9 protein-coding genes and 1 pseudogene are annotated in these 13,593 nt (G+C 35.4%); 8 read left to right on the top strand and 2 right to left on the bottom strand.

The genetic code is table 11. From position 1 onward, the window contains the following. Both M2326_RS14925 and M2326_RS14920 read left to right on the top strand, forming a co-directional pair. Positions 1 to 249 (top strand): annotated as a pseudogene (locus M2326_RS14925) (hypothetical protein); the annotation flags it as partial. A gap of 108 nt (positions 250 to 357) precedes the next feature. Next, positions 358 to 1,314: a hypothetical protein gene (locus M2326_RS14920; protein WP_264620341.1), complete on the top strand. Its 957-nt coding sequence runs from the start codon at positions 358 to 360 to the stop codon at positions 1,312 to 1,314. 205 nt (positions 1,315 to 1,519) lie between these two features. Here M2326_RS14920 and M2326_RS14915 read toward each other — a convergent pair whose 3' ends face one another. Together M2326_RS14915 and M2326_RS14910 are read right to left on the bottom strand one after the other, a co-directional pair. Continuing rightward, positions 1,520 to 2,659, bottom strand: a complete 1,140-nt coding sequence (locus tag M2326_RS14915; RefSeq protein ID WP_264620340.1) for an IS91 family transposase — start codon at positions 2,657 to 2,659, stop codon at positions 1,520 to 1,522. A 77-nt stretch (positions 2,660 to 2,736) separates the two neighbouring features. Next, the gene (locus tag M2326_RS14910; RefSeq protein WP_264620344.1) at positions 2,737 to 3,528 is read right to left on the bottom strand and encodes a tyrosine-type recombinase/integrase; all 792 of its coding nucleotides are present in this window, start codon (positions 3,526 to 3,528) and stop codon (positions 2,737 to 2,739) included. A gap of 322 nt (positions 3,529 to 3,850) precedes the next feature. Between M2326_RS14910 and M2326_RS14905 the strand changes: the two genes are divergently transcribed. The 6 genes from M2326_RS14905 to M2326_RS14880 all read left to right on the top strand — a co-directional run bounded on the left by M2326_RS14905 (position 3,851) and on the right by M2326_RS14880 (position 13,211). Continuing rightward, positions 3,851 to 4,522, top strand: coding sequence for a hypothetical protein (locus M2326_RS14905; protein WP_264620339.1), 672 nt, complete (start codon positions 3,851 to 3,853; stop codon positions 4,520 to 4,522). A 646-nt stretch (positions 4,523 to 5,168) separates the two neighbouring features. Continuing rightward, positions 5,169 to 5,540 (top strand): cupin domain-containing protein, encoded by a 372-nt coding sequence (locus M2326_RS14900; RefSeq protein ID WP_264620338.1) that lies wholly within the window; start codon positions 5,169 to 5,171, stop codon positions 5,538 to 5,540. A 1,034-nt stretch (positions 5,541 to 6,574) separates the two neighbouring features. After that, complete coding sequence (katG, locus tag M2326_RS14895; protein WP_264620337.1) at positions 6,575 to 8,830, top strand: catalase/peroxidase HPI; 2,256 nt, start codon at positions 6,575 to 6,577, stop codon at positions 8,828 to 8,830. A 220-nt stretch (positions 8,831 to 9,050) separates the two neighbouring features. After that, a complete protein-coding gene (locus tag M2326_RS14890; protein ID WP_264620336.1) occupies positions 9,051 to 9,425 on the top strand; it encodes a hypothetical protein in 375 nt (124 codons plus the stop codon). Between the two features lie 95 nt (positions 9,426 to 9,520). After that, positions 9,521 to 11,677 carry a TonB-dependent receptor gene (locus tag M2326_RS14885; protein WP_264620335.1) on the top strand — a complete coding sequence of 719 codons (2,157 nt, stop codon included), beginning with the start codon at positions 9,521 to 9,523 and terminating at the stop codon, positions 11,675 to 11,677. 4 nt (positions 11,678 to 11,681) lie between these two features. Next, the gene (locus tag M2326_RS14880; protein WP_264620334.1) at positions 11,682 to 13,211 is read left to right on the top strand and encodes a PepSY domain-containing protein; all 1,530 of its coding nucleotides are present in this window, start codon (positions 11,682 to 11,684) and stop codon (positions 13,209 to 13,211) included. Positions 13,212 to 13,593 lie beyond the last annotated feature (382 nt).

Below are 13,593 nucleotides of genomic sequence, written 5' to 3'. Positions count from 1 at the left end.
TGGGGATTTTATTATATCATGACCAAAAAGACCATTAAACGAGCCGCTGCCGATGTTGGACTGATCTTCACTGCCTACAATCTTCGTAGAATATTCAACCTTGTTGACCAAAATCTACTAAAAAAGTATCTAAAAGTACTTACCTTGTTTATTCTAGCGGTAACAAGCTTTTTTAAAGCTTGCTACGAGTATAATTTTTATTATCCTAAACTAAATATTTATTCTAAAAATTATTTAACTGTAGCTTAAATCAACTATTTTTACTCTCAAATTAACTAGAAAAAAGACAGTTTGTAGGTTATTAGACAAACTGACGTTAGCTGCTATATTCTCACAACAAACTGCAAAAAAGACAATATGAACTGTATAATCTGTGATAAAACTGCTGATGAAGTAGGTTCTCATCTAATTCCTGCAAGCTTAATAAAAAACTGTGTCGGAGAAAGAGATAAAGAAGAATCATACAACATCGATTCAAAAAATTCTAATGTAAGTGTTTACTTTGGCAGAGCAAATTCAAAAAACACTTCAACAGAAATTAAACCAAATGATTATGCAAGAGATTACGTGCTTTGCAAAATCTGTGAAAAAAAATTAGGCTTATTAGAATCTAAATTTGCGACCGAATTTCTGCAAAAGTTTAGGGAAGATAAATATAGTAACAATTTCAATTCTTATATTTCTACTCAGAAATATGAAATATTCGAACCTAAAAGAGTTACCAATATAGAAGTTCAAGCATATTTTTATTCAATAATTTTAAGGTTTTGCAGTGTCTATAAACTTGAAGACGGCGATAGTTACATAGATGAAAAAGATTTACTAAAAATTAAAAAATTTGTAAGCAGTTTTCTTTACGATAACGTTACAGAAATGGTAGAAATTGAAGATTATAGAATGCTAATAAACTTTAACAAATACTCAGTAAAAAGTAAATTTATTGCGACCAATAATCAAATTAAAAATCCATACATTTTTTATTTTTGTGAAGCTATTGTAATTCTATTTACCAAAAATTTGGATGAACAAGAAGCATTTTTATTTGAAGAATTAACTAATTCTATCAAAGCTAATTCGTGCAAAATAATTGTCGGTCCAGAAGAATTCTATGATTCATTTTCTAAAAAAATAGCAGATATTTTAGCAAAAGAATTTATAACTAATGGAGTAAATTTTATTACGAAGTTGAATAATAAAACGTACGTGGAAAACTTAATCGAGGTTAATAATTTAATTAAAAAGTACAAAAAGGAAAATATAAAAGTTTACATCGCTGAAATTTTCAACGAATTGAATAAAAAATACAGCAGCTAACAGCCAAGGTTTCGTTGGGCTTGAAAAGCCAACAATGAAACCGCGGTTGAACGGAACCGCTCTACTTCCGTCACTATGGGGATATCGATAAACAAGTTTAGGTGATTTAAGAGGACAAAGCGTCCTCTTTTTTTTTGAGCCGTAAATTAGACTGGTTTTATTGTGTTTTCCTTCACATCATCGCATACGTGCCCTACCCATAAAACTAGTTTTTACAGGCAGCTAATTTCTGGCCTCCACCAAGATACCAAGCAGGCGGTCCTCGTTGATCGAAAATCAATATAGTGTGCAAATTGCCCGTTTTACAGCATTGACACTTTCTGATTTTAGATTCCTTGGCTACCTTTATTTGGGGTTTAACTTTTAGTTTTTCTTGTAAAACCTTTAGTTTCTCTCGCTTCCAATTACTACTCAAAAAACCGTAATGCCTTATTTTCACAAATCCCTTAGGCAAAATATGCATCGCAAAACGTCGGATAAATTCCTCGTGTGTGAGAGTCATGCTCTTACGTTGCCCATTCTGACGGTAGTCCTTGTAATGAAAACTTACATTTTGATCATCAATGCTTTTTATTCGGTTGTTACTGATGGCTATTTTGTGGGTATAACGCCCTAGATATTCCACCACTGAATTGGGATTTCCAAAAGGCTTTTTGGCAAACACCACCCAAGATTTTTCCCAAAGCTGCTTCTTCACTCGGGTGTACTGATCAGGATCTCGCTGTTTTAAAGCATCGCAAAATTTGCCTCGATACATCTTTGATAAAGCTTTGACATTATAAAGATATTTTCCATCGGCTCTGATGCTTTTCCAATTGCCGTCTTTGTCCACACCACCGCCTGGAACAATGCAATGTAAATGAGGATGAAGCGATAAATTCTGTCCCCAAGTGTGTAAAACGGCAATCATGCCAGATTGGATTTCTTTTCGTACTCCAAAAGTCTTTAGCGTCGCCCAAGCCGATTCGAACAATAAATTATACACCAATCTTGGATCCTTTATCGCAAGTGGATTAATCCCTTCGGGCAATGTAAAAACCACATGGAAATACGGCACGGGCAAGAGTTCACTTTGCCGTGCTTGTATCCAATCTTCTCGGTTTTTACCTTGACATTTAGGACAATGCCGATTGCGACAGGAATTGTAACTAATACTGATGTTTCCGCAACTATCACAAGCATCAATGTGCCCGCCCAAAGCCGCCGTACGACACCGCCGAACTGCCGATAAGGTGCGCAATTGCCAAGTATTAAGTCCTAAATTTTCAATCTTTGTCCCGAGTTTTTCTAGTACGTGGGCTACTTCACTTCGGCTTGGCTCAGTGCAGGCTACTTTGTGCGACACTTGGCAAACAAAGTATCGAGTGGACTAAAAGCTTTTTGAGTGTCGAGTTGGGCGATGTGCAAGTACTCCATCGTGGTCTAAATTTGTTCGTGTCCCAAAAGGTTTTTTAAGCTCACAATATCGAGTCCATCCTCGAGTAAGTGCGTTGCAAAAGTGTGTCGGAGGGTGTGTACACAAACATCTTTGGTGATTCCAGCAGCTTTACTGGCTTGTTTGACTGCCCATTGCACGCCACGTTGGGAATAACGAGAGTCAAAGCCTGTGCTGAGCGTAGACGAAGTATTGCCTCCAGCACGTGCTACAGGTTGTCCGTTGAAGAGATAGGTTTTTGGTTTTTCGGCTTCGATATATACTTTTAGCACCCGAATAAGATGCTCTGATAGCGGCACATAACGGTCTTTTTTACCTTTTCCCTGAACTACTTTGAGTTGCTGACGGTCAAAATCTAAATCTTGCAAACGTACCGATCGCGCTTCCATGCAACGAAGTCCACAACCGTACAAAAGCCCGATTAGGACTTTGTGTTTTAGCAACTGACAACTTTTGAGCATCCGCCAAACTTCTTCTTTACTGAGTACGGTAGGGAGTTTTTTCTCGTGCTTAATCGAAGGTAAATGCAAATACTCATAAGGCAATCCTTCGGACTTGAGTAGAAATCTCAGTCCATAAACACAATGCTTGAAGTAAGTTTTCGAAGGGGTTTTCGATCGTTTTTGCAGCATAAACAAGTACTCCTGTACTTGCTCTACATCCAATTCTGTTGGAATCTTTCCAAAATGCAACGCCATCGAAGCAACATGGCGGGAGTAGTTGGAAAATGTACTTTGACTGCGTCCTAATACCGAAATTGTTCTCTCAAATCGATTCAACAAGGCTTCAAAATCAGGTACGTTTCGTATGGCCTGATTGATGATTTTGTTGTACTTTAATTCTTCTAGTGGTTTTTTTTATTCATCTTATAAAGTTTTTATTTACTTTTACAAAGGACTGCTATTTAACTCAATACACTACCGAAGGTTTAGTTCAACAGCCATTCTGAGTTATCTGGAGTTTAGTAGAATTGCCGTTTCGTATCAAATTTTCGTTAAGCCGAAAACTGAGTGTTAACTAATTTCTTGGCATCTTAAAGCGCCAATACGATAAATATAATTTAAACTGGATTGAAAATAATATCCATAAAATGTAATAAAAATGAATCTTAAAAATGCTATAGTTACCATTTGTACTGAATGCTTTGATAATACAAACGATTGGTATAATTGGAGAAAAATAAATGAATCAGTTTTACCTCAAGATATTAAACTACCCGACGGAAATCAGTATAAGAAGAACATAGCATTAAAGACAAAACTTCATGAAAAATGGAAATCTGAGATAGAATTATCAAAAAAAGGGGAACTTATCGAATATTACATAAAAACTTGGGGAGGAATAAAAGGGAATCAAGCGTTAGCTTTACAAGAGTACAAAACTTCTGCGGCAAAAGAATTAATTGAAAAAGGTGTAAAGGGAATTGCCTCATGGTCAAAAGCTTTAGTAGTCCATGACCATAATAAATATGCGATTTTTGATGCACGTGTTTCATGTTCATTAAATGCACTTCAAATAATTTACGAAACAAAAGAAAAAAGCTTATATCCACTTCTTGCCAGTCAAAACAAGCGAATAATTAAGGCTAATAAAACTTTAAAATTAATTTCAAAAGAGCCAAATTGGAAAAAAACCAATGAATTTACTTTCTATAAGGAGTACCTTGAGTTATTAAATTTATGTGCAAATGAATTAAATACTACTATTTCGACCGTAGAAATGTTATTATTTGCAAAGGCAGAAGAATTGATAGAAAAAGCCAAATTAATATAATACTGTACCTGAGCTAAACTAAAACTCATGAATAAAATTATACTACAAGCTTTAGAAAGCGTCTCGCTTGTACCAACAAAGAAAATCGAACTGCATTAGTCAATAAAAAATCATTCCAATCTTTGTCTGAGATTCTTTCAGAATGACAATATTGTGGAAATACTTTGCGTGATTGCTTCGTTTTCCTACGCTGGCGCGAGCGTCCTGCTTGTGCCCACAAAGAAAAGCGAAATGAAATAGTCAATATAAAATCATTCCAATCTTTGTCAGAGATTCTTCCAGAATGACAAGATTACAGAAATACTTTGCGTGATTGCTTTCCCGAAAACCAGATAGGCTGTTGCTCGCAAAGACGTAATTTGTGGTTTATGTTTGAAAAGTAGTTAAAAGAAAAAAATATTTGTGAGGTTCTGTGTTTTCTTTATGAGTCTCTGTGTAATTGCTCAATCTGTTACAAAATCCTTATGAAGTTCTGTACTTTCTTTGCTGAATAACGAAATCGTGAACTAGTCTTTATAAAAATTCAGATTCGTGTTTTCAAACAATTACGAATAGTAAAGTCACAAAATTTCTAATTTTTACTCTTCTCGTCTCTTAGAAATAAATTATCTTGGTCAAATAATTACTAACTACAAATAAAGATAAAATGGAAAGATTTAGTGAAAAATACATCAGTTCAAAAGACTTAGAATGGGAAGTACTTGGTGGTGGTGTTTCTAGAAAATTTTTAGGATACGACAATCAAATCATGATGGTAAAAGTAAAGTTTGACAAAGGTGCATTAGGAGCTCCACATCAACATTTTCATACGCAAGCTACTTTTTGTGTTTCAGGTAAATTTGAATTTGAAATTGATGGAGAAAAGAAAATTGTAGAAGCTGGAGATGGTGTTTATATTGAGCCAAATTTATTACACAGTGCAATTTGTTTGGAAGAAGGAATTCTTATTGACACTTTCAGTCCTGTGAGAGAAGATTTCTTAACTGGTGGTGGTGTATCTTATTTTGGAGATAAATAATTAGTTGAAAAATACTATAGATTTTCATCTGTATGCTGTAGAAGTTAAATAACAAGCTGACAATCGCTTTCACTCAAACCTTTGTTCATTTGAAAGAATCATAATTAAAAGGATTACAGATACTTTCCCTTACTATCTACTACTAAAAAGTCTCGACTGCGCTCGACTTGACAAATTGTTCTTATAAGTACGATTCCATTTGTCAATTCGAGCGTAGTTTTTATAGTCTATTTCCCTTTTACTCTAGTTACTGCATCCAAATCTATTCTATAAACTCCGTAAAAGGCTAATTTTATTAACTTCTCGAGTAAGGTCAGTTCTTCGAATCCTGTTGATAAGCTTGATTTTGTCAATCAAGGCAAGTATTCTCCCAATTATCTCCTCTGCTCTCCACATATTTATTTTCATTGTGGGTTAATCATTCAAGAAATAGTAAAAGCGGCTATTATATAGGTTAAGTGATAATAAATTTTGAAGATCTACATTAAATTACTTCCTTGTCATTATCAAATTTATTTCGTCAAGATTGCGTTCATCTGTTGCAATTGAATTATCAGTATCACTTTCAATTCAAATAAATAGCAAACATCTTCATTAAGACAATGGTAAATCTTTGTTAAGTGAATTCCAATCCAACTATTTTAATTAACTTTAAGAAGTTTAACAGTATTGTTTGTTCTGTATTTATAATTATAAAAGCGGCATCAACGCCTTTTAGATAGTTATTTCCAACCTATTAAATAAATTTATAATCCATTAATTTCCTTAACGCATAAAGTTAGCTCATGATACAATGAAGTCTAAAATTTATTACAGCAAGCCATTTCATGAATAAAACAATTGATCTAACAATTGTCACATCACTTATATGAAACAGAAAAACAAATAATAGTAATAAACTATAATTTATAATTAATAATAGTTTTTAACTATACGATAATAAAATATGAAGATTATTTTCAGCGATTAATAAGAGACAATAACCTTATTTTTGAGAAAATAAAAACAAACACAAAATATATAAAATTTTACATATGGAAAATAATAACAATGCAGATCAAGGTAAATGCCCCGTGAATCATGGACAACTTCCAGAAAATGACGCTCCAACTATTGTTGAAGGGAATCACGATGCCTCTGCTGGTAAATGTCCTGTAATGCACGGCGGAAATACAGCTTCAAGTAATAATGTAATGTCTTGGTGGCCAAACGCCCTCAATCTTGATATATTGAGTCAACATGATACAAAGACAAATCCGTTAGGTCATGATTTTGATTACCATGAAGAGCTAAAAAAATTGGATATTCCTGCTTTGAAAAAAGACATGAATGATTTGATGACAAACAGCCAAGATTGGTGGCCAGCAGATTGGGGGCACTATGGTGGATTAATGATTCGTTTGTCTTGGCACTCTGCAGGATCATACCGTATCACCGATGGTCGTGGTGGTGGTGGTGCAGGAAACCAACGTTTTGCACCTCTAAATTCTTGGCCTGATAATGTAAGCTTAGATAAAGCTAGACGTTTGTTATGGCCGATTAAAAAGAAATATGGAAATAAAGTGAGCTGGGCCGATTTGCTAGTTTTGGCAGGAACAATTGCTTATGAAAGTATGGGATTGAAAACCTTTGGATTTGCGTTTGGACGTAAAGACATTTGGAGCCCCGAAACAGATACATACTGGGGAGCTGAAAAAGAATGGTTGGCACCAAGTGATGAGCGTTACAGCGATGTGGAAAAACCATCTACCATGGAAAACCCATTGGCAGCGGTACAAATGGGATTGATTTACGTAAATCCAGAAGGGGTTAACGGAAAACAAGACCCAATGAAAACAGCTGCGCACATTCGTGAAACATTTGCTCGTATGGCGATGAATGACGAAGAAACGGTGGCACTTACTGCAGGTGGACATACCGTAGGTAAAACACACGGAAACGGAGACGCAAGCGTACTTGGACCAGATCCAGAAAGTGCTGATGTTGAAGAACAAGGACTTGGATGGAAGAATCCTAATAACACAGGAAAAGGACGCTACACGGTAACCAGCGGACTAGAAGGTGCTTGGACAACACACCCAACAAAATGGGATGGTGGCTTTTTTGAAATGTTATTCAATCACGAATGGGAACCACGCAAAAGCCCTGCGGGAGCTTGGCAATGGGAACCAGTGAGCATCAAAGATGAAGACCGTCCTGTTGATGTAGAAGATCCAAGTATTCGCCACAACCCAATGATGACTGATGCTGATATGGCTATGAAAGTAGACCCTATTTACAAGGAGATTTCGTTGAAATTCATGAACGATCAAGAGTACTTCTCTGAAACGTTTGCCCGTGCTTGGTTCAAATTGACACATAGAGATATGGGGCCAAAAGTAAACTATTTTGGAACTGAAGTTCCTGAAGAAGATTTAATTTGGCAAGATCCAATTCCGGCAGGAAAAGCAGATTACGATGTTGCAGCCGTAAAAGCAAAAATTGCAGCTTCAGGATTGTCAATTCCGGAGATGGTAAATACTGCTTGGGATAGTGCACGTACCTATCGTGGATCTGACATGCGTGGTGGAGCCAACGGTGCCCGCATTCGGTTAGCGCCTCAAAAAGATTGGGAAGGAAATGAGCCGCAACGTTTGGCACATGTACTATCTGTACTAGAGCCTATTGCAGCCGAATTTAATATTAGTATCGCCGACACGATTGTATTGGCTGGTAACCTAGGTATTGAGCAAGCAGCAAAAGCGGCTGGTCAAGATATTACCGTTCCTTTTTCTCCAGGACGTGGTGATGCTACTGCAGAGATGACAGATGCTGAATCATTTGAACCTTTGGAGCCTCTAGCAGACGGATACCGTAACTACAGCAAAAAAGATTATGTGGTAAGTGTAGAAGAACTACTGCTAGACCGTACACAATTAATGGGTTTAACAGCACCTGAAATGACTGTATTGGTTGGTGGAATGAGAATGTTAGGTACTAACTACGGTAACACTAAGCATGGTGTATTTACCAATACTATTGGCGCTTTGACAAACGATTTCTTTGTTAACCTTACAGACATGGGGAACACTTGGAAACCAACTTCAAAAGGACTTTATGATATTTGTGACCGCAGAACTGGGGTTGTAAAATGGACTGCCACACGTATGGATTTAGTATTCGGATCGAATTCTATATTACGTTCGTACTCAGAAGTATACGCACAAGATGATAGCAAAGAACGCTTTGTAGCTGATTTTGTTAAAGCATGGACCAAAGTGATGAATGCTGATCGTTTTGATTTAAAATAATTATATATCCTAAGACATAAATAATTAAAATACTACCTATTTTTTTAAAAGCTCCATTTACAGATTGTAAATGGAGCTTTTTTTTGTTTGAACTATTATCTTTTATCAGTACACAATTTCTAAAATAGTGCTTCATTCTGTTCTTACTTATTAAATTATTTTAAAAATCAATCCATACTACAATATTCATCTATATTTGCAGAAATTTAAAAACATAGTCTTGAAACTTTTTTTTGCGACTTTATTATCACTAATGCTTTTACTTCCTTCTTTGGGAAGTATCGTGATATATACGCAATTTAAATTGGCACAAGACCAAATTGCTAAAACCATTTGTGTTCAAAGAGCTAATATAAATAATAGCTGTAACGGTCGTTGTGAATTACAAAAAAATTTAAAAAAATACGATGACAACGAAAAGAGAATGAATACCTCCAATCTGAAAGAAAAATCAGAATTGGTTTACACAAATATTCCTTTCGAATTCAGAATTTATACTACTACTATTCCATCTTCAAAAACGGATAATTTTACTCATTTATATGCAAAGCCAAAAATGGTTATAGCAGATATTTTCCGTCCTCCGCTCGTTTAAATTATAATGATATTATTTCTGTATGGATTACAGAACAAAGCACTTTTGGTTTTCACCAAGAGCAACTACTTACATTATAATTTATTAGCACTCTAATGAAAAAAATACTCGTTATCCTACTGTTAGTGGGACAATTAGTCTATGCTCAAAATAAAAAAGCACAAGACACTACTGAAAATGAATTAGATAATGTATTCATAACAGCAAACAGAACAAAAACTTTACGAAAGGAAACACCTGTCGCTATTAGTAAAATTACTGCTAAAATCATTGACGAAACAAAAGCATCTGCACTATACGAAATTGCCAACAAAACCCCTGGCGTAGTCATGGTGAATTTAGGAAACGAACAACATGCTATGTCTATTCGTCAGCCTATATCCTACTCTAGTTATTATTTATACCTTGAAGATGGATTGCCTATTCGACCTCTAGGTATTTTCAATCATAATGCCTTGTTGGAAATTAACCAATTTAATCTACAATCTATTGAAATAGTAAAAGGTCCTGTATCATCACTTTACGGTCCTGAGGCAATTGGAGGAACTATCAATTTAATTTCACAAAAACCATCCTTCTACCCAGAATTCAAGTTTGGCATACAAGCAGACCAATGGGGATATAAAAGAATTCAAGCTGCAGGTGGTGCCACAGTAGGAAAAATAGGTTTTCATGTGGCTGGTATCTCTAGTCTTCAAGAAAATTCATGGATGGCACAATCGGATTACAAAAAAGACAATTTGAATGTTAGAGTAGATTATCAGATTAATGACAATACCCGCCTAATAAGTAATACGATGGTTGGGAATTACTTTTCGGATATGAGTGGAAGTGTGAACGAAAATGACTTTAACAATAGGACTTATACTAGCACTTCTGATTTTACCTACAGAAAATCGGAAGCTTTGCGTACCAGATTAACACTCGAACATGAATGGAATTTAAATGCTAGCTCCTACCTTACCGTGTACCATAGAGATAATAAATTAGGACAAAACCCTTCCTATAGTATCCGTTGGAATCCTGTAAATAATCCCACTACTGCAACCGGCGAAGTGAATTCTAACAACTTTAAAAGTTACGGCGCGATAGGCCAACATACTCAAAAATTTAAGTTTTGGAAAACAACTATGGTCAGTGGAACCTCTTTCGACTTCTCTCCTGTAACCTATTGGTCGTACCTGCTAGATCTCAAAGCTACTCTTAATCCTGGCGAAATTGGCAAACAAACGGTAAAAAAATATGAAATTATCGCGGAACATCCTGAAACAAAGTTAGCCAACTACACTGCCGATATTTACAACACAGCCATTTTTAAACAAATCACTTTTACCCCTATTGAAAAATTTATTGTTACAGTAGGTGGACGATATGATGCCATGAAATTAAAATATGACAATGCCCTGGACAACTCTTCGGGTAGCAAAACCTATGATAAATTCACGTTTAGAGCGGGAACAAATTTTAATCCGTTTCAAGAAGCCGGTTTCTATGGTAATTATTCTCAGGGATTTGCACCTCCAGGTATCACTTCTATTTTTACAGCAAGAACTGGAACAGGCGGAAATACAGGAATACCAGCGGAGTTCTACTATAACTTAAAACCAGCAACTTTTGAGAACTTTGAATTTGGGGGTTGGGTTTCTTTATTCGAAAATAAATTGAATTTCGATTATGCCATTTATTACATGGAAGGTTCAAATGAACTTTTAAGCATTAAACTAGAGGATAATTCTACTGATTACCGCTCTGCTGGAAAAACAAGCCACAAAGGAATTGAGTTTGGTTTCAACTATAAACCTACCAAACAATGGAACATTCGCATAGGTGGAACTGTAGCAAAGCATAAGTATATTGATTTTAAAGTTTCGGACAAATCAACTGATGTTTTACAAAATTTAAGTGGTTTTGAAATGCCACAAGCACCACGCTGGGCTGGAAACTCAGAGGTGAGTTATTACCCCAATTGGCTTCCTAATTTCAGAGCTTCAGTAGAGTGGCAATTAATTAGCAGCTACTATCAAGATCAAGTAAATACCGTAAAATATGCAGGTTACAATTTGTTTAATGGTCGTGTAGGATATAAATTTAAGCGTATTGAAGTCTACAGCAACGTAATGAATTTTACAAACAAATTATATGCATATACCGTAAGCAGAGGTAACTTGACGAGTTCACAACCAAGTTATACAGCAGCAGCACCTCGTACTTTTTTGGTGGGAATACAATACAACCTTTCTTTAAAAAAATAAAAAAATGACAAAGTCGAAAAATAAAAAACGGGTTAAAAAACTTAAACAAAACCTCTACAAATACCATAGAACGCTAGGAATCATAACGATCATCCCAGTGATTTTTTGGTGTCTATCAGGATTGATGCACCCCGTAATGGCACACTGGTTTAGACCAAATATTGGACACGAAAAACTGGAATCCAAAGCTATAGACACCACTCAAATCAAGGTTTCTCTCTATTCTATTTTGGAAAAGAATAAAATTGAACGTATTAAGAATTTCCGTTTGGTTACTTTCGATGCCGCAACTTTTCATCAAATCAAGACTACTAAAGACGGTGAAGTTCTTTATTTCAATACCATTACTGGAACCGAATTAAAAAATGGCGATCAATTGTATGCTGAATGGCTATCTCGCTATTTCTTGGAGGATCAAAAAAGTGCGATTGTAAGTAGTACTGTTCTAACAGAATTTGATGGACAATATAAATATATCAACCGCTACTTACCGGTTTGGAAAATCAATTTTGATCGTAAGGATGACATGGATGTTTATGTCGAAACTACATCTAGCAAATTGGCAACCTACAATCCTAGGTCAAGACAATTTCAAATTTGGGTGTTTGACACTTTTCATAATTGGAACTTTCTAGAAAGCATTACCAACAAGACTTTACAAATTACAGTCATGTTATTGTTGCTCGGAATCATTGGGTTTTCAGCAGTAAGTGGTATTGTTATTTACGGTTTCTTTTGGAAAGTTTTCAAAAAATCTCCCGTTACAGACGATCGAAGTAAATTTAGAAAACACCATCGAAAAATAGGTATAGCAGTTTCGTTTGTAACCTTAACTTTTGTATTTAGCGGAGCTTTTCATGCTACAAAAAAACTAGAGCCTTACACATTGGACAAAATGATTTATGCTCCCGATTACAAAACCACTGATCTTTTGGCCTTAAGCACCTTTGCAAAACCAGAAGCCGATTGGGAAAATTATTCTTTGATTCAGTTTCAAAATAAAACCTACTTGCAAGTGCGATTGTTGCCAAATGAAGAAGGCGAAGTACACAATAAGTATATCAATTGCCAGACCGGAATTGAGGACAAAACAATTGAAAAAGATTATGCTGTTTTCTTGGCAGAGAAATTTGCCAAAATGAGGTCTGCTGGAACCGGAGAAAATCCTGCTGATTGTTGCGATGTTACAAGCACAACATCTTGCATCAAAAACGCAAAATTAATAGAGACAAAAAACCTTTATGATTTTGATAATCGCGAATATGGTTTTGTATACAAACGCTTACCCGTGATTAAATTAAGTTATGATACAGCAGATAAAACAGTGCTATACATTGAACCCTCAACATCAAGATTGGCCGCTTTTGTAACTAATGGCGACCGAATTGAAGGCTATAGTTTTGCTATACTTCATAAATTTTTGTTTATGGATTGGGCAGGAAAAAACATTCGTGACTTAGTTATGGCGTTAGCCGCTTTGGGAGTACTAACAGTAAGTTTACTAGGGCTTTATTTGTTTATCAAAAGAAGATAAAAGCATAAAACAAGTATCCTAATTATATGCCACAGTAAAAGAATTGTATTTAAACCCCATTAGGTAAAATTAATTTAAAAGTTAATGTACTCATTTGTCAAATTGAGCTTGTAGAAATGAATGATAAACAAGGTCTTCTAATTCTGTCCCAAAAGTTTGGGGATAAGAATGATTGCTGTTTAGCTTCTAAAAAACTTTGTAGTACATTAGAACCTCCATCTTTTGGTGTATCTGATTAATTTTACCTAACGGGATAATTCTAGCATTATGGCCTTTTATTATATTTTGGATTGGTTATTTTGGGCGTGACCCGCAAAAAAAGCGGGTCGGGCTATACGCTTCAATCTTTTATGCTATACCGCTATCGCTTTATACCATAAAA

The organism is Flavobacterium psychraerolatum, from assembly GCF_025960985.1.
In the GTDB taxonomy this organism is placed as follows: domain Bacteria; phylum Bacteroidota; class Bacteroidia; order Flavobacteriales; family Flavobacteriaceae; genus Flavobacterium.
The sequence above is the reverse complement of the archived record's forward strand: the minus strand, read 5'-3'. Positions and strand labels throughout refer to the sequence as shown.